At 71.4% G+C, this 16,089-nt stretch carries 13 protein-coding genes; 6 read left to right on the forward strand and 7 right to left on the reverse strand.

Going from position 1 to position 16,089, the window contains the following annotated elements:
• Nucleotides 1–27 precede the first annotated feature (27 nt).
• The gene (locus EDD92_RS18190; protein WP_123965312.1) at nt 28–831 is read left to right on the forward strand and encodes an endonuclease I family protein; all 804 of its coding nucleotides are present in this window, start codon (nt 28–30) and stop codon (nt 829–831) included.
• 4 nt (nt 832–835) lie between these two features.
• Here the strand turns inward: EDD92_RS18190 and EDD92_RS18195 are convergent, their stop codons facing one another.
• The 3 genes from EDD92_RS18195 to EDD92_RS18205 all read right to left on the reverse strand — a co-directional run bounded on the left by EDD92_RS18195 (nt 836) and on the right by EDD92_RS18205 (nt 5,037).
• The gene (locus tag EDD92_RS18195; protein WP_123965313.1) at nt 836–2,524 is read right to left on the reverse strand and encodes a thiamine pyrophosphate-binding protein; all 1,689 of its coding nucleotides are present in this window, start codon (nt 2,522–2,524) and stop codon (nt 836–838) included.
• Nucleotides 2,521–3,510, reverse strand: coding sequence for an agmatinase (speB, locus tag EDD92_RS18200; protein ID WP_123965314.1), 990 nt, complete (start codon nt 3,508–3,510; stop codon nt 2,521–2,523). The genes EDD92_RS18195 and speB overlap by 4 nt, the downstream gene beginning before the upstream one ends.
• A 66-nt stretch (nt 3,511–3,576) precedes the next feature.
• Nucleotides 3,577–5,037 carry a sodium:solute symporter gene (locus tag EDD92_RS18205; RefSeq protein WP_123965315.1) on the reverse strand — a complete coding sequence of 487 codons (1,461 nt, stop codon included), beginning with the start codon at nt 5,035–5,037 and terminating at the stop codon, nt 3,577–3,579.
• A 122-nt stretch (nt 5,038–5,159) separates the two neighbouring features.
• Between EDD92_RS18205 and EDD92_RS18210 the strand changes: the two genes are divergently transcribed.
• Both EDD92_RS18210 and EDD92_RS18215 read left to right on the forward strand, forming a co-directional pair.
• On the forward strand, nt 5,160–6,755 hold the full coding sequence (locus tag EDD92_RS18210) for a PucR family transcriptional regulator (RefSeq protein ID WP_185124052.1): 1,596 nt from the start codon (nt 5,160–5,162) through the stop codon (nt 6,753–6,755).
• 275 nt (nt 6,756–7,030) lie between these two features.
• Nucleotides 7,031–7,831: a phosphatase gene (locus EDD92_RS18215; protein ID WP_123965317.1), complete on the forward strand. Its 801-nt coding sequence runs from the start codon at nt 7,031–7,033 to the stop codon at nt 7,829–7,831.
• A gap of 188 nt (nt 7,832–8,019) precedes the next feature.
• Here EDD92_RS18215 and EDD92_RS18220 read toward each other — a convergent pair whose 3' ends face one another.
• The 4 genes from EDD92_RS18220 to EDD92_RS18235 all read right to left on the reverse strand — a co-directional run bounded on the left by EDD92_RS18220 (nt 8,020) and on the right by EDD92_RS18235 (nt 11,503).
• Entirely contained in the window at nt 8,020–8,688 is a 669-nt protein-coding gene (locus EDD92_RS18220) for a maleylpyruvate isomerase N-terminal domain-containing protein (RefSeq protein WP_123965318.1), read from the reverse strand.
• Nucleotides 8,689–8,719: 31 nt separating this feature from the next.
• The gene (gene tesB / locus EDD92_RS18225; protein WP_123965319.1) at nt 8,720–9,595 is read right to left on the reverse strand and encodes an acyl-CoA thioesterase II; all 876 of its coding nucleotides are present in this window, start codon (nt 9,593–9,595) and stop codon (nt 8,720–8,722) included.
• 46 nt (nt 9,596–9,641) lie between these two features.
• A complete protein-coding gene (locus EDD92_RS18230; RefSeq protein WP_123965320.1) occupies nt 9,642–10,799 on the reverse strand; it encodes an acyl-CoA dehydrogenase family protein in 1,158 nt (385 codons plus the stop codon).
• A 107-nt stretch (nt 10,800–10,906) separates the two neighbouring features.
• On the reverse strand, nt 10,907–11,503 hold the full coding sequence (locus EDD92_RS18235; protein ID WP_123965321.1) for a TetR/AcrR family transcriptional regulator: 597 nt from the start codon (nt 11,501–11,503) through the stop codon (nt 10,907–10,909).
• Between the two features lie 95 nt (nt 11,504–11,598).
• On the opposite strand from EDD92_RS18235, the gene EDD92_RS18240 reads away from it, so the two are divergent.
• From EDD92_RS18240 to EDD92_RS18250, 3 genes are read left to right on the forward strand one after another with little or no spacing between them, the layout of a single operon-like run.
• Nucleotides 11,599–13,215: a carboxyl transferase domain-containing protein gene (locus EDD92_RS18240; protein ID WP_123965322.1), complete on the forward strand. Its 1,617-nt coding sequence runs from the start codon at nt 11,599–11,601 to the stop codon at nt 13,213–13,215.
• Between the two features lie 11 nt (nt 13,216–13,226).
• Nucleotides 13,227–15,167, forward strand: a complete 1,941-nt coding sequence (locus EDD92_RS18245; protein WP_123965323.1) for an acetyl/propionyl/methylcrotonyl-CoA carboxylase subunit alpha — start codon at nt 13,227–13,229, stop codon at nt 15,165–15,167.
• Nucleotides 15,164–16,087: a hydroxymethylglutaryl-CoA lyase gene (locus EDD92_RS18250; RefSeq protein WP_123965324.1), complete on the forward strand. Its 924-nt coding sequence runs from the start codon at nt 15,164–15,166 to the stop codon at nt 16,085–16,087. The genes EDD92_RS18245 and EDD92_RS18250 overlap by 4 nt, the downstream gene beginning before the upstream one ends.
• The last annotated feature ends 2 nt before the right edge of the window (nt 16,088–16,089 follow it).

Consider the following 16,089-nt stretch of genomic DNA (forward strand, 5'->3'; position numbering starts at 1 on the left):
TTCAACCCGCGTAGATGGGACCCCCACATGCTGGCGACACGTACCCGCCGCTGGAAGTCGGTGGCCTGGGCCACGGCAGCCGTCCTGGTCGGCCTCACCGCCCCGGCCCTGACCGCGACTCCGGCCGGCGCCACGACCACCGACTACGACTCGACGTACTACAAGAACGCGATCGGCAAGACGGGCGCGAGCCTGAAGTCGTCCCTGCACACGATCATCAGCAGCCAGACGAAGATCTCGTACTCCGCGGTCTGGGACGCGCTGAAGGTCACCGACCAGGACCCGAACAACAGCAACAACGTGATCCTGCTGTACAGCGGTGTCTCCCGCGCCAAGTCCCTCAACGGCGGCGACACGGGCGACTGGAACCGCGAGCACGTATGGGCCAAGTCCCACGGCGACTTCGGCACCGCGACCGGCCCCGGCACGGACCTGCACCACCTGCGCCCGGCAGACGTCACGGTCAACAGCATCCGCGGCGACAAGGACTTCGACGAGGGCGGCAGCACCGTCAGCAACGGGGGCGGCAGCCTCACCGACTCCGACTCCTTCGAGCCGCGCGACGCGGACAAGGGCGACGTCGCCCGCATGATCCTCTACATGGCCGTGCGTTACGACGGCGGCGACGGCTTCCCCGACCTGGAGCCCGACGAGAAGGTCAACAACGGCAGCAACCCGTACATAGGCAAGCTCTCGGTCCTCAAGCAGTGGAACGACGAGGACCCGCCGAGCGCCTTCGAGGAGAACCGCAACCAGGTCATCTACGACAAGTACCAGCACAACCGGAACCCGTTCATCGACCACCCGGAGTGGGTGGACGCGATCTGGTAGCCGGTCAGCCGTCCAGATGCGTCGCCGCGAACATCCGCAGCACCGCCGGGAGTACGACCACTGAGGGCCCTCGCTGCGACAGTGCCTTCGCCAGGTCGGTCTCGAGCGTCTCGGGAGTCGTACGGACTCCCGGGACGCCGAACGACTCCGCCAGCGCCACATAGTCCGGCCGGGACAGCTCCGTCGCCGTCGCCTCGCCGAAGGCGTCCGTCATGTACTCGCGCAGGATGCCGTAGCCGCCGTCGTCGACGATCAGCCAGGTGACGTCGAGGTTGTACTGCTTCGCGGTCGCCAGCTCGGCGATCGAGTACAGGGCTCCGCCGTCGCCCGACACCGCCAGCACCGGCCGCGTCGGGTCGGCCACCGCCGCTCCCAGGGCCGCCGGGAAGCCGTAGCCGAGGCCGCCGGCGCCCTGGGCGGAGTGCAGGAGGTTGGGGCCCTTGGCGTCGAAGGCCGACCAGGCCCAGTAGGCCAGGATGGTCATGTCCCAGAAGGACGGGGAGTCGGCGGGGAGGGCCCGGCGGACGGACGCCAGCACGTCCTGTTCCAGGGTGAGTTCCTGGGATGCGATGCGTTCGGCCACCTTCGACAGGACCTCACGTACGCGCTCGGCGACGAGTGCGTCCTCCCGCCGCTCCACCGTCTCCAGCAGCGCCTGCAGCCCCAGCCGCGCATCCGCATGGATGCCCAGCGCCGGATGGTTCGACTCCAGCTTGCCGAGGTCCGCCTCGATCTGGACGACCCGGCCGCGGGGCTTGAACGTGTGGTAGTTGGAGGAGAGTTCGCCCAGGCCCGAGCCGACCACCAGCAGGACGTCCGCGTCCTCCAGGAAGTCCGTCGTGTGCCGGTCCTCGATCCAGGACTGGAGGGAGAGGGGGTGGGTCCAGGGGAACGCTCCCTTGCCGCCCGGCGTCGTCACCACCGGCGCCTGCAACGCCTCCGCCAGCTGACGCAGCTTCCCCGAGGCGTCCGCCCGTACCACTCCCCCGCCCGCGATGATCGCCGGACGGGCGGCGCGGGACAGCAGGTCGGCGGCCACGGCCGTCAGTTCGGGGCGCGGCGGGAGGTCCTCCGGAAACGCGTCACCGCCCGTCACCACCGGGATCTGCGTCGGCGCCAGCAGGACGTCCTGCGGGATCTCCACCCACACCGGGCCGTGCGGGGCGGTCAGGGCCGACTTCCAGGCCGCTGCGATCGCGGAGGGGATCTGGGACTGGGTGCGGACCGTGTGGACCGACTTGACCACGCCCCGGAACGAGGCTGCCTGGTCCGGGAGTTCGTGCAGGTAGCCGTGCCTGCCGCCGCCCAGTCCCGCCGTCGGGATCTGGCTGCTGATCGCGAGCACGGGGGCGGAGGCCGCGGCCGCCTCCTGGAGCGCGGCCAGGGATGTCAGGGCTCCCGGGCCGGTCGAGAGGAGCAGCGGTGCCGCCTCGCCCGTGATCCGGCCGTACGCGTCCGCCGCGAACCCCGCGTTGTTCTCCACCCGCAGGCCCACATACCGCAGCGCCGACCGTCGCAGCGCGTCGAACATGCCCAGCGCGTGCTGGCCGGGCAGACCGAAGACCGTCGTCGCGCCGAGTCCGGCGAGCGTCTCCACGACCAGGTCTCCGCCGTTGCGGCCGGGAGGAGGGTTCAGAGCGGCGGAAATCTGCGCCGGGGTCGGGCGGAGTTCCTGGTCGTGGTCGTGGGTCACTTGCCCTCGTTTTCCTTGGTCTGCGCGCGGGCCTCGGCGATCTGGCGGGACATGATCGTGGTCAGTTCGTACGCCGTGTGGGACGCGGCCACCGACGTGATCTCCGCGTGATCGTACGCGGGCGCCACCTCGACGACGTCCGCCGAGACCAGGTTGCAGGAGGCCAGGCCCCGCAGGATCTCCAGCAGTTCGCGGGACGTCATGCCGCCCGCCTCGGGCGTGCCCGTGCCGGGCGCGTGCGCCGGGTCCAGGCAGTCGATGTCGATGGAGATGTACAGCGGGCGGTCGCCGATGCGCTGCCGCAGCTGGTCGGCCACCTCGTCCACGCCGCGCCGCATCACATCGGCCGACGTCACGATGCCGAAGCCCATCTTCTCGTCGTCGGCCAGGTCCTGCTTGCCGTACAACGGCCCGCGGATGCCCACGTGCGACAGCGCCGAGGTGTCGAGGATGCCCTCCTCCACCGCCCGCCGGAACGGCGTCCCGTGCGTGTACTCGGCGCCGAAGTACGTGTCCCAGGTGTCGAGGTGCGCGTCGAAGTGGAGCAGGGCGACCGGGCCGTGCTTCTTCGCGACGGACCTGAGCAGCGGCAGCGCGATGGTGTGGTCGCCGCCCAGGGTCATCAGCCGCGCGCCCGTCCCCAGCAGCTCGTCCGCCGCGGCCTCGACCGTCTCGACCGCCTCGTTGATGTTGAACGGGTTCACCGCGATGTCCCCGCCGTCCGCCACCTGCGCCAGCGCGAACGGGGACGCGTCCTGCGCCGGGTTGTACGGCCGCAGCAGCCGGGACGCCTCGCGGATCGCGTTGCCGCCGAAGCGGGCGCCCGGCCGGTACGAGACGCCCGAGTCGAACGGCACGCCCACGACCGCGACGTCCGCACGCCCGACCTCGTCGAGGCGGGGCAGCCGGGCGAAGGTCGCGGGTCCGGCGTACCGCGGGATGCGGGAGGAGTCGACGGGGCCGCGGGGCGTCTCGTTGCTGCTCATGGAGTAATGCCTTCTTTCCTACGCTTCATCGCGTATGGAGCGATAAGTACTGCTTCTTGTACGACTCTACTGGGGAGCCGCGACCGGTTCGGACGCGAGTTCGGAGGTCCGCCCCGCGAGGCGCTCGCGCCAGGTGGCGAGGACGACCTCGTCCGTGGGCTTCGTCCCCAGGGAGACCGCCACATATGCGACGAGGGACGACACAAGGCCGTAGTACACCGGCTCGTTGGCGAGGATGCCGTAGCCGGCCATCAGGCCGACGACCGCGAGGCCGCCGACGATCACCGAGGCGAGCGCGCCCTGCACGGTGCCGCGCTTCCACAGCAGCCCGCCGAGGATGGGCACGAGGAGCCCGCCCACCAGCAGGTTGTACGCCACCGTCAGCGCCTCGACGACGTTGTTGAGCGCGATCGCCGTACCGATCACCGCGAGGCCCATGATCAGGATGAAGGCGCGGTTGCCCTTCACCTCGTCGTGCTCGCCGTCGGACCCCCGTACGGCCCCTCGCAGCCGCGACCAGATGTCGTTGTTGGCCACGGTCGCGCAGGCGATCAGCGCGCCGGAGGATGTGGACATCACGGCGGCGAGTGCGGCGGCCAGCACCAACCCCCTCACACCGACCGGGAGTTCGTCCTTGACGATGGTCGCGAAGGCGTCGTCCGGGCTGCCGAGCTTCGGGTACAGCACCTTGGCTGCCGTACCTATGACGGCGCCGGCGAGGGCGTACGCGAGACAGTAGGTGCCCGCGACCGTGCCGCCCCACTTGGCTGTCGTGTCGCTGCGGGCGGTGAAGACGCGCTGCCAGATGTCCTGTCCGATGAGCATGCCGAACGTATAGATCAGGACATAGGTGAAGATCGTCTCGCCGCCGATGCCCAGCGGGTCGAAGTACTCGGTGGGCAGCTTGGCCTTCATCTCGGCGAAGCCGCCCGCCTTCACGACCGCGATCGGCAGGAGCAGAAGCAGCACGCCGATCGTCTTGACCACGAACTGCACCATGTCGGTGAGCGTGATCGACCACATGCCGCCGAGCGTCGAGTACGCGACGACGATCGAGCCGCCGAGGACGATCGCGACGGTTCGGTTCATGTCGAAGAGGACGTCGAAGATCGTGGCGTACGCGATGGTGGACGTCACCGCGAGCATGAGGGTGTACGCCCACATGACGACGCCCGAGATGACGCCCGCGCGACCGCCGTACCTCAGGTCCAGCACCTCGGAGACGGTGTAGACCTTCAGGCGCGCGATGCGGGCGGAGAAGAGGACGGACAGGGCGAGCAGCCCGAGGCCGATGGTGAAGACCATCCAGGCGCCGGAGAGGCCGTACTGGTAGCCGAGGCCCACGCCGCCGATGGTGGACGCGCCGCCGAGGACGATCGCGGCCATGGTGCCGGAGTACATGGCGGGCCCGAGGCGGCGCCCCGCGACCAGGAACTCGCTCTTCGACCTGGCGCGGCGCATGCCCCACCAGCCCATGGCCAGCATTCCGGCCAGATAGACGACGATCACTGTGTAGTCGACGGCCACGGGGCCCTCCTTCGCTCGGTCTCGCCGGCGGGTGATGAGCACTGACACTAGGTGGCTGAAAAGCGACTGCGAAGTGTACGTTTCATCCATTCGAGCCGTACGAGGTGGAGGGAACGCACACCATGCCGGATCCCGCTGTTCCCGCCACGCCACCCACGCCACCCGTGCCTCTCTCGGCACTCCTGGCCCGTGAGGAGCTGGCCCTGCGGCAGATCGCTGGGCCCGCCGACCCGGGCATCGTCATCCACTGGGCGCACACCTCGGAGATGGCCGACCCGTACCCGTATCTGCTGGGCGGGGAGCTGCTGCTGACGGCGGGGGTCCACGTTCCGGAGGCCGCCGGTTCCGGCACGTACTTCGACGACTACGTCTCGAGGATCGTCGCGGCGGGCGGCGCGGCCCTCGGCTTCGGCCTGGCTCCCGTGCACGACTCGGTGCCGCGCGCGCTGGTGGCGGCGTGCGACGCGCACGAGCTGCCGCTCGTCGAGGTCCCTGAGCAGACCACGTTCTCCGGCATCGCCCGCGCCGTCTGGCAGCTGATGGCCCAGGCCCGCCTCGCCGAACTGCGCCGTGTGACGGAGGCCCAGCAGAGCCTCGCGGCGGCGGCCTCCCGCCCGGACCCGGTGTCGTCGGTGCTGCGGCAGCTGGCCCAGCGGGTGGGCGGATGGGCGGTGCTGTACGGGCCGGAGGGGGCGGAGATCGCTGCGGCGGGACGACAGGCGGGCGCCGAGGCCCGGGGGGCCCTGGCCGGGCTGGCGCGGGTCGTGCGGCCGGTTACGGCTCTGCGGCAGGCGGGCGCGGCAGCAGGCGGGCCGGGGGGTGCACGCTCTGCAGAGCAGTCCGGTTCGGCGGCGGCGCGGCGTCGCGGGCCCGGCGGGGTGCCGCCCGCCCCGCCCTCCGCGGCCGACCGTCCCGCCCCCACCTCCGCCACCGACACGGCAGCCGGCACCCACCTCGCCGCCTATGCGCTCGGGGCCGGGCAGGGCTTCGTGCTGGGGGTCGCCGCACCGCAGCGGGACCCGGGTGACCACACCATCGCCTCCGTCGCCGCCGTCCTGCTCTCGCTGCTCACCGGCGAGCACCAGAGCGGCACGGGGGCGGCACGGTCGTCCGCGCTGGTACGGCTGCTGCTGGGGACGCCGCCGGCCGACGTGGCCGCCCTCCTCGGGCCCGGCCCGTGGCTCGTGGTGCACGCCCGGCCGGATGCGCAGGCGCCCGACCCGGTGGCCGCCTCGGCGCTGGGTGCGGCCCTCGGGTCGCCGCTGGTCGACCTGGCGGAGGACGTCGTACGGGTCCTGGTGCCCGCCGACCGCGAACCGGCCGCACAGCCGGGCTGGACCCTGGGTGTCAGCGCCGCCTCGACCCCGCACGGGTGGCCGTCCGCCGACACGCAGGCCGCCCGCGCGCTGGCCCGCGCCCGCGCCACCCGCGCGGCCCTGGTCCGGCACGGCGACCGGGCGGGCCTCGCCGACCTGGTGCCGTCCGACGAGGCCGCGGCCCATGCCCGTACGCTCCTCGCCCCGATCGCGGGCGCCCCCGCGCTCGCCGAGACCCTGCGCACCTGGCTGTCCCTGCACGGCAGTTGGGACCGTACGGCCGTCGCCCTGTCCGTCCACCGCAACACGGTCCGCCAGCGCATCGCCCGCTGCGCCGCGCTCCTCGACACGGACCTGGACGACCCGGACGTACGCATGGAGCTGTGGTTCGCGCTGCGATAGCGCTCCGCTGGTTGGGCCGCGATGTGGTTGTCTTTCGTCTGCGGCGCCGATGTGGCTGGTCGCTCCCCCACTCTCGGCTTCGCTCGAGCGGGGGGACCCCCATCGCGGCAGAGCCGCACATCGACACAGCCCCGCGCCCCTTCGGGGCGCTGCCGAACCGTAGTGCGGATGCGGCGGCCATAGGTACGGCGGCCCGTCTTGCTGAGTACGTGACTCGCGTCCCAGCGCGCCGGACGCCAGGGAATCGGACAGTCGCCTGCCTCACAATGGGTTTCATGCCGATACCCGGGACACCCAGCCGCGCCGAACTCGTCGCGCACCTCGTGAAGACCCGCATCGCGGGCGACGTCGCCACCCCGCGCGAGAACAACCTCTCCCACTACCGCCAGCTCGCGAACGGCGTCCGCAACTACTGGCTCGGCCTGGAACTCGGCGACCGGTGGACCGACGAGCAGGACGTGCTCGCGGTGATGGCGGAGCGGGTGGGGGTGAACGACGACCCCGAGTACCGGTACGGCCAGGACACCATCGATCCCGAGCTGACGGTGGGCGGTCTGGAGCGGATGGCGGCCCGGCTGCGCAAGGCGGCCGAAGGGCAGCAGCGGGTGCTGTTCGCGACCGGCCACCCGGGCGGCCTGCTCGACGTGCACCGCGCCACCGCGGCCGCGCTGCGCTCAGCCGGCTGCGAGATCGTGGTGATCCCGGAAGGGCTGCAGACGGACGAGGGGTACGTCTGGCAGCTCGCGGACGTGGCGGTCCTGGAGCACGGCGCCACCCTGTGGCACACGCACTCCGGCGAGCCGATGAAGGCCATCCTCACGGCACTTGAGGAGGAGGGCCGCCCGCTGCCGGACCTGGTCGTCGCCGACCACGGCTGGGCGGGCTACGCCGGCCAGCACGGCGTCGACTCCGTCGGCTACGCCGACTGCAACGACCCGGCGCTCTTCCTCGCCGAGGCCGAGGGCACCGTACAGGTGACGGTCCCGCTCGACGACCATGTGCCGAGCCCACGCCACTACGACCCGATGACGGCGTATCTGCTGGCGGAGGCGGGCCTTCAGCAACCCGGCCAATGATCATCTTCCGACCAGGCAAAGGCAAGATCACCGCAAAGCCTTGAGCGGCGTATCGGCATCAAAGAAGCATCCCGGTCCTGGCGTGTGCCGCACTGGGCGTGGTGGCCGTCGCCACGATCGGGACGCTTCCCCTGGTCGGCCGCCGCATCGACCCGGAACTCATCCGCCGGGACTGAATCCCCGGCCGGCTAGATACCGGCGATCGATCCGGGGGCGCGCTCCACACGGGCGAGCCCCCGTACGACGTCCACGACGCCGTGGCGGCGGACGGCGAGGCGCGCGAGCAGTTCGACGACCGGCGCGGTCACGTGCTCGGGGAAGTCGGGGGTCGGCAGGCCCACGCTGCACGCCAAGTCGTCGGCGTGGACGACGAGTTCCATGAGACGCGTGAGCAGGAAGTCGTCGAGGTCGAGGGACCAGTCGCCCCAGGACCGGACGTGGACGGGGCGTACGGCGGGTGCGCTCGGCACCTCGGCCCGCAGCCGTTCCAGCGCCTCACGCACGCGCGCGTGCAGAGCCGAGTGCCCGTCCGCGGCCGTGGCCTCACCGCCCTGCCGGATACGGATGCTCACGGGGGCGTCGGCACCGGCGTCCAGCCAGATGACCTTCTCCGAGTAGTACTCGCGCAGGGACACGACGGGCTCCGGCGGGACCGGCGCGGCGAGCATCCGGGGCAGGTCGAGCTCCGGCCAGAACAGGTGCCCGGCGAGACCGCGCACGCCGAAGTCCTCGAGCACGCTGGGTTCGTTCCAGGCCGCCGCCACGGCGGGCTCGGCGAGCAGCTCGGCGACGGTGTCCGCCGCCTCGAGAAATGCGCCCCGGATCCGCCCGCCCCGCCAGTTCCACGATTCGCTCATGGGCCCATCCCAGCGCGGCGGCGAGACCGTATCAACCGAGTTCACGCGGAACCCGGACCAGTCCTTCCTGGATCACCGAGATGGCCAGCTGCCCGTCCTGCGTGTAGATCCGCGCCTGGCCGAGTCCGCGGCCGCCGTGGCTCGTCGGTGACTCCTGGTCGTAGAGCAGCCATTCGTCGGCGCGGAAGGGCCGGTGGAACCACATGGCGTGGTCGAGCGAGGCTCCGACCACGTCGCCGACGGCCCAGCCGCCCCGGCCGTGCGCGAGCAGCACCGAGTCGAGCAGGGTCATGTCCGAGACGTAGGTGGCGAGGACGACATGCAGCAGGGGGTCGTCGTCGAGCTTGCCGTTGGTGCGGAACCACACCTGGGAGTGCGGCTCGCGCGGCTCGCCGAACCTCCCGTACGGCGGCTCCTCGACGTAGCGCAGATCGACGGCCTCGCGCGCCTCCAGGAACTTCTCCACCACCGCGGGGTCGAGGTGGCCGTAGCCGCGCAGCCGCTCGTGGGAGGTGGGCAGCGTGGCCGGGTCGGGCGCCGCGGGCATCGGCGTCTGGTGGTCGAGGCCGTCCTCGTCCGTCTGGAAGGAGGCCGACAGATGGAAGATCGGCTTGCCGTGCTGGACGGCGACCACCCGGCGGGTGGTGAAGGAACGGCCGTCACGGATGCGGTCGACCTGGTAGACGATCGGTGCGCCCGGGTCGCCGGGACGCAGGAAGTACGCGTGCAGCGAGTGGGCGTGCCGGTCGGCGGGGACCGTACGCCCGGCGGCGACCAGCGCCTGGGCCGCGACCTGTCCGCCGAAGACGCGGGGGACGACGGCGGACCGGGACTGGCCGCGGAAGATGTCCTCCTCGATCTGCTCGAGGTCGAGCAGATCGAGGAGGCCCTGTAGTGCCTGGCTCATGGCAGACAGTTGTACCCGCCAGTGATTTCTTTGGGTTTCCCGGGCCTTACAGGCCCATGTCCTTGGCGATGATCGTCTTCATGATCTCGCTGGTGCCGCCGTAGATGCGGTTGACGCGGTTGTCCGCGTACAGGCGGGCGATCGGGTACTCGTTCATGAAGCCGTAGCCGCCGTGCAGCTGGAGGCAGCGGTCGATGACGCGGTGCGCGACCTCGGTGCAGAACAGCTTGGCGGAGGCGGCCTCGGCGGGCGTCAGCTCACCGGCGTCGAGGGCTTCGAGCGCGCGGTCGGCGACCGCTTCCGCGGCGTCCACCTCGGCCTGGCAGGCGGCCAGCTCGAACTTGGTGTTCTGGAAGGACGCGACGGGCTTGCCGAAGACGGTGCGCTCCTGGACGTACTCCTTGGCGAACCGCACGGCGGCCTTGGCCTGCGCGTAGGCACCGAAGGCGATGCCCCAGCGCTCGGACGCCAGGTTGTGGCCCAGGTAGTAGAAGCCCTTGTTCTCCTCGCCGAGCAGGTCCTCGACGGGCACCTTCACGTCGACGAACGCCAGCTCGGCGGTGTCGGAGGTCTTCAGGCCGAGCTTGTCGAGCTTGCGGCCGATGGAGTAGCCCTCGGACTTGGTGTCCACGGCGAACAGGGAGATGCCGAAGCGGCGGTCCTCGGCGGTGGGCGCGGAGGTGCGGGCGCAGACGATCACGCGGTCGGCGTGGACGCCGCCGGTGATGAAGGTCTTGGAGCCGTTGAGGACGTAGTGCGTGCCGTCCTCGCTCAGCTTGGCGGTGGTCTTCATGCCGGCGAGGTCGGAGCCGGTGCCCGGCTCGGTCATCGCCAGGGCCCACATCTCCTCACCGGAGACGAACTTCGGCAGGAAGCGCTTCTTCTGCTCGTCGCTGGCGAGCATCTTGATGTACGGCAGGCCGAGCAGTACGTGCACACCGGAGCCGCCGAACTGCACGCCCGCGCGCGCGGTCTCCTCGTACATCACGGCCTCGAACTTGTACGAGTCGATGCCGGCGCCGCCGTACTCCTCGTCCACGCGGATGCCGAAGACGCCGAGCTCGGCGAGCTTGTAGTAGAAGTCGCGCGGCGCCTGGCCGGCGGCGAACCACTCGTCGTAGACGGGGACGACCTCGGCCTCGATGAAGGCCCGGAGGGTCTCCCGGAACGCCTCGTGGTCCTCGTTGAACACCGTACGGCGCACCGCCGCCACCTCCGCCTGGTCCTTGGGTCCATGTCTAAGCGCTTGCTCAGAACACCAAGGTACCGGCGGGTAAGGAGAGGCGTCCAGAGGTGATCCCGTAACGCTCGTCACTCCGCCCCGGCCGCCGCGAAGGCGCCCCGGGCCATCCGGTGCAGCAACTCCGCCGTCGCCCCGCGGCCCGGCAGCGAGCCGGGGCGGCCCAGGTGCGGAGTCGAGTTCAGGAGGCCGAAGACCGAGTGCACGGCGGAGCGGGCGGCGGGTTCCGTGATGCCCGGATAGACCTCCCTCAGCACCTCCACCCACAGCTCTACGTACTGCCGCTGCAACTGCCGCACCAGCTTGCGGTCGCTGTCCCGGAGGCGGTCCAGCTCGCGGTCGTGCAGGGTGATCAGGGGGCGGTCGTCGAGCGCGAAGTCGATGTGCCCTTCGATGAGCGAGTCGAGGACCGCCTCGGGCGGCACGCCGTCCGCCTCCGCCAGGCGCCGCTTGGCGCCCGTCAGCAGCTGGCCGCTGATCCCCACCAGCAGCTCGGCGAGCATCGCGTCCTTGCCCGCGAAGTGGCGGTAGAGACCGGGGCCGCTGATGCCGACGGCGGCACCTATCTCGTCGACTCCGACCCCGTGGAAACCGCGCTCGGCGAAGAGCCGCGCGGCCTCCTTGAGGATCTGCTCGCGGCGGGTGGGGGCGTCGGTTCTGGTGGCCATGGAAGCAATTCTAGACAGGGAGGTTAGCGGTCGTTAACCTGAAGGAAATGGTTAACGCTCATTAACAGTCGACCACTGGGTGAGGGGACCGCAGGATGCACGAGGCACCGGAGCTGACGAGCGCGGCAGACCCCGCGTCGGAGGCCTGGCGGGCCAACGAGGCGGCGCACCGCGCGCTCGTCGAGGAGCTGCGCGGCAAGCTGGCCGCGTCCCGGCTCGGCGGCGGCGAGAAGGCGCGGGCCAGGCACACCGCGCGCGGGAAGCTGCTGCCGAGGGACCGGGTGGACACGCTGCTCGACCCGGGCTCACCGTTCCTGGAGCTGGCGCCGCTGGCCGCCGACGGGATGTACGAGGGGGCCGCCCCGGCCGCCGGGGTCATCGCGGGCATCGGGCGGGTCAGCGGGCGCGAGTGCGTGGTCGTCGCCAACGACGCCACCGTCAAGGGCGGTACGTACTACCCGATGACGGTGAAGAAGCACCTGCGCGCCCAGGAGGTGGCCCTGGAGAACCGCCTGCCGTGCATCTACCTGGTCGACTCCGGGGGCGCCTTCCTGCCCATGCAGGACGAGGTCTTCCCGGACCGGGAGCACTTCGGGCGGATCTTCTACAACCAGGCGCGGATGTCCGGGGCCGGGATTCCGCAGATCGCCGCGGTCCTCGGGTCGTGCACGGCCGGCGGGGCGTATGTCCCGGCGATGAGCGACGAGGCGGTCATCGTCCGCAACCAGGGCACGATCTTCCTGGGCGGGCCGCCCCTGGTGAAGGCCGCCACCGGTGAAGTGGTGACCGCCGAGGAGCTGGGCGGCGGCGAGGTGCACTCCCGGGTCTCCGGCGTGACGGACCACCTCGCGGAGGACGACGCGCATGCGCTCAGGATCGTGCGGAACATCGCCGCCACGCTCCCCGCGCGCGGGTCGCTGCCCTGGGAGGTCGCGACGGTCGCGGAGCCCAAGGTGGATCCGTACGGCCTCTACGGCGCGGTGCCGGTCGATCCCCGCACCCCGTACGACGTCCGCGAGATCATCGCGCGCGTGGTGGACGGCTCCCGTTTCGCCGAGTTCAAGGCGGAGTTCGGGCAGACCCTCGTCACCGGCTTCGCGCGGATCCACGGCCATCCGGTCGGGATCGTCGCCAACAACGGCATCCTGTTCTCCGAGTCCGCACAGAAGGGCGCCCACTTCATCGAGCTGTGCGACCAGCGGGGGATCCCGCTGGTGTTCCTGCAGAACATCTCGGGCTTCATGGTCGGCAGGGACTACGAGGCGGGCGGCATCGCCAAGCACGGCGCGAAGATGGTGACGGCCGTGGCCTGCACCCGCGTGCCGAAGCTGACGGTCGTGGTCGGCGGCTCGTACGGCGCGGGCAACTACTCGATGTGCGGGCGGGCCTACTCCCCCCGCTTCCTGTGGATGTGGCCCGGCGCCAAGATCTCCGTCATGGGCGGCGAGCAGGCCGCCTCCGTCCTCGCGACCGTCAAGCGGGACCAGCTGGAGGCGCGGGGCGAGGAGTGGCCCACGGAGGACGAGGAGGCCTTCAAGGCGCCGATCCGGCAGCAGTACGAGCGCCAGGGCAACGCCTACTACGCCACCGCCCGCCTCTGGGACGACGGCGTGATCGACCCGCTGGAGACCCGCCAGGTGCTGGGACTCGCGCTGACCGCCTGTGCCAACGCGCCGCTGGGTGAGCCCCAGTTCGGCGTCTTCCGGATGTGAGGAGGGGACCCATGTTCGACACAGTGCTCGTGGCCAACCGGGGCGAGATCGCCGTCCGCGTGATCCGTACGCTCCGCTCGCTGGGCGTGCGCTCGGTGGCCGTCTTCTCCGACGCCGACGCCGACGCACGGCACGTCCGGGAGGCAGACACGGCGGTACGGATCGGCCCCGCCCCGGCGGCCGAGAGCTACCTCTCGGTGGAGCGGCTGCTGGAGGCCGCCGCCCGCACCGGCGCCCAGGCCGTCCACCCCGGCTACGGCTTCCTCGCGGAGAACGCCGGCTTCGCGCGCGCGTGCGCCGACGCGGGGCTCGTCTTCATCGGGCCGCCCGCGGAGGCCATCTCCCTCATGGGCGACAAGATCCGCGCCAAGGAGACGGTGAAGGCGGCCGGGGTGCCGGTCGTCCCCGGGTCCAGCGGCAGCGGGCTCTCCGACGCCCAACTCGCCGAAGCTGCACGGGAGATCGGCATGCCGGTACTGCTGAAGCCGTCGGCCGGCGGTGGCGGCAAGGGCATGCGGCTGGTGCGGGACGCGGAGAGGCTGGCGGACGAGATCGCCGCCGCCCGCCGCGAGGCCCGCGCCTCCTTCGGCGACGACACGCTCCTCGTGGAGCGGTGGGTGGACCGGCCCCGGCACATCGAGATCCAGGTGCTGGCGGACGGCCACGGGAACGTGGTGCATCTCGGCGAGCGCGAGTGCTCGCTGCAGCGCCGGCACCAGAAGATCATCGAGGAGGCGCCCAGCGTGCTCCTCGACGAGGAGACCCGGGCCGCGATGGGCGAGGCTGCGGTCCAGGCGGCCCGCTCGTGCGGGTACCGGGGCGCGGGCACGGTGGAGTTCATCGTTCCGGGCGGTGACCCGTCCTCGTACTACTTCATGGAGATGAACACCCGGCTCCAGGTGGAGCACCCGGTCACCGAGCTGATCACAGGCCTCGACCTGGTGGAGTGGCAGTTGCGGGTGGCGGCCGGTGAGCAACTGCCGTACAAGCAGGGCGACATCACGCTGACCGGGCACGCGATCGAGGCGCGGGTGTGCGCGGAGGACCCGGCGCGTGGGTTCCTCCCCTCCGGCGGCACGGTGCTGCGGCTCCACGAGCCCCAGGGCGACGGTGTCCGCACCGATTCCGGGCTCAGCGAGGGCACGGAGGTCGGTTCGCTGTACGACCCGATGCTGTCCAAGGTGATCGCGTACGGGCCGGACCGGGAGACGGCGATCCGCAAGCTGCGGGCCGCCCTTGCGGAGACGGTGACGCTGGGCGTGCAGACCAACGCCGGGTTCCTGCGGCGGCTGCTGGCCCATCCGGCCGTCGTCGCGGGCGAGCTGGACACCGGGCTGGTGGAGCGGGAGGTGGACGGCCTCGTCTCCACGGACGTACCGGAGGAGGTGTACGAGGCGGCGGCGGCCGTACGGCTGAAGGCCCTGGAGCCTCGCGGAGAAGGCTGGACCGACCCGTTCTCCGTGCCGAGCGGCTGGCGTCTGGGCGGGTCGCCGAAGCCCGCCGGCTTCCACCTCCGGGTGCAGGACCCCGTGGAGTACGTGCCGCGCGGCAGCCACACCCTCACCGCCGACACCGTCTCCGTCACCCTCGACGGAGTCCGCCACACCTTCCACCGCGCCGCCGACTGGATCGGCCGCGACGGCGACGCCTGGCACGTGCGCGACCACGACCCGGTCGCCGCGTCCCTCACGGGCGCACGGCACGCGGGCGCGGACTCGCTCACCGCACCGATGCCCGGCACGGTCACGGTGGTGAAGGTCGCCGTCGGTGACGAGGTGAGCGCCGGCCAGAGCCTGCTGGTCGTCGAGGCGATGAAGATGGAGCACGTCATCTCCGCCCCGCACGCCGGCACCGTCGCCGAACTGGACGTCACGCCGGGCACGACGGTCGCCATGGACCAGGTGCTCGCCGTCATCACGCCGGTCGAGAACTCGGCGGAGGAGGAGAAATGACGCTGCCCATGGCCGTACCGGCCCCCGGTCTGCCGGCCCGCGTCCGCATCCACGAGGTCGGCGCCCGTGACGGCCTGCAGAACGAGAAGTCGACGGTGCCGACGGAGGTGAAGGCGGAGTTCGTCCGCCGCCTGGCCGAGGCGGGGCTCACGACGATCGAGGCGACGAGCTTTGTCCACCCCAAGTGGGTGCCCCAACTCGCCGACGCGGAGCAGCTGTTCCCGCAGATCAGCGATCTCCCGGTGGACCTCCCGGTTCTCGTCCCCAACGAACGCGGCCTGGATCGCGCGCTGGCGCTCGGCGCCGGTCGCGTCGCGGTGTTCGCCAGCGCCACCGAGTCCTTCGCCAAGGCCAACCTCAACCGCACGGTGGACGAGGCGCTGGCCATGTTCGAGCCGGTGGTGGCCCGCGCCAAGTCCCAGCAGGTCCATGTCCGCGGCTATCTCTCCATGTGCTTCGGCGACCCCTGGGAGGGTGCGGTCCCGATCCCCCAGGTCGTCCGCGTCGCCAGGGCCCTGCTGGACATGGGCTGCGACGAGCTGAGCCTGGGCGACACGATCGGGGTCGCGACACCGGGCCACGTACGCGCCCTGCTGACCGAACTGGACGTACCCGCCGAGCAGGTGGGCGTCCACTTCCACGACACCTACGGCCAGGCCCTCGCCAACACCCTGGCCGCCCTCCAGCACGGCGTCACCACCGTCGACGCTTCCGCCGGTGGACTCGGGGGCTGCCCGTACGCCAAGTCCGCCACCGGCAATCTCGCCACCGAAGACCTCGTGTGGATGCTTCAGGGTCTCGGCATCGACACCGGAGTCGACCTCGGCCGCCTCGTCGCCACCAGCGTGTGGATGGCCGAACAACTGGGCCGACCCAGCCCGTCCCGCACCGTCCGAGCCCTCTCCCACCAGGAGCAGTGATC

The organism is Streptomyces sp. TLI_185 (genome assembly GCF_003814765.1).
Taxonomy (GTDB): Bacteria; Actinomycetota; Actinomycetes; order Streptomycetales; family Streptomycetaceae; genus Streptomyces.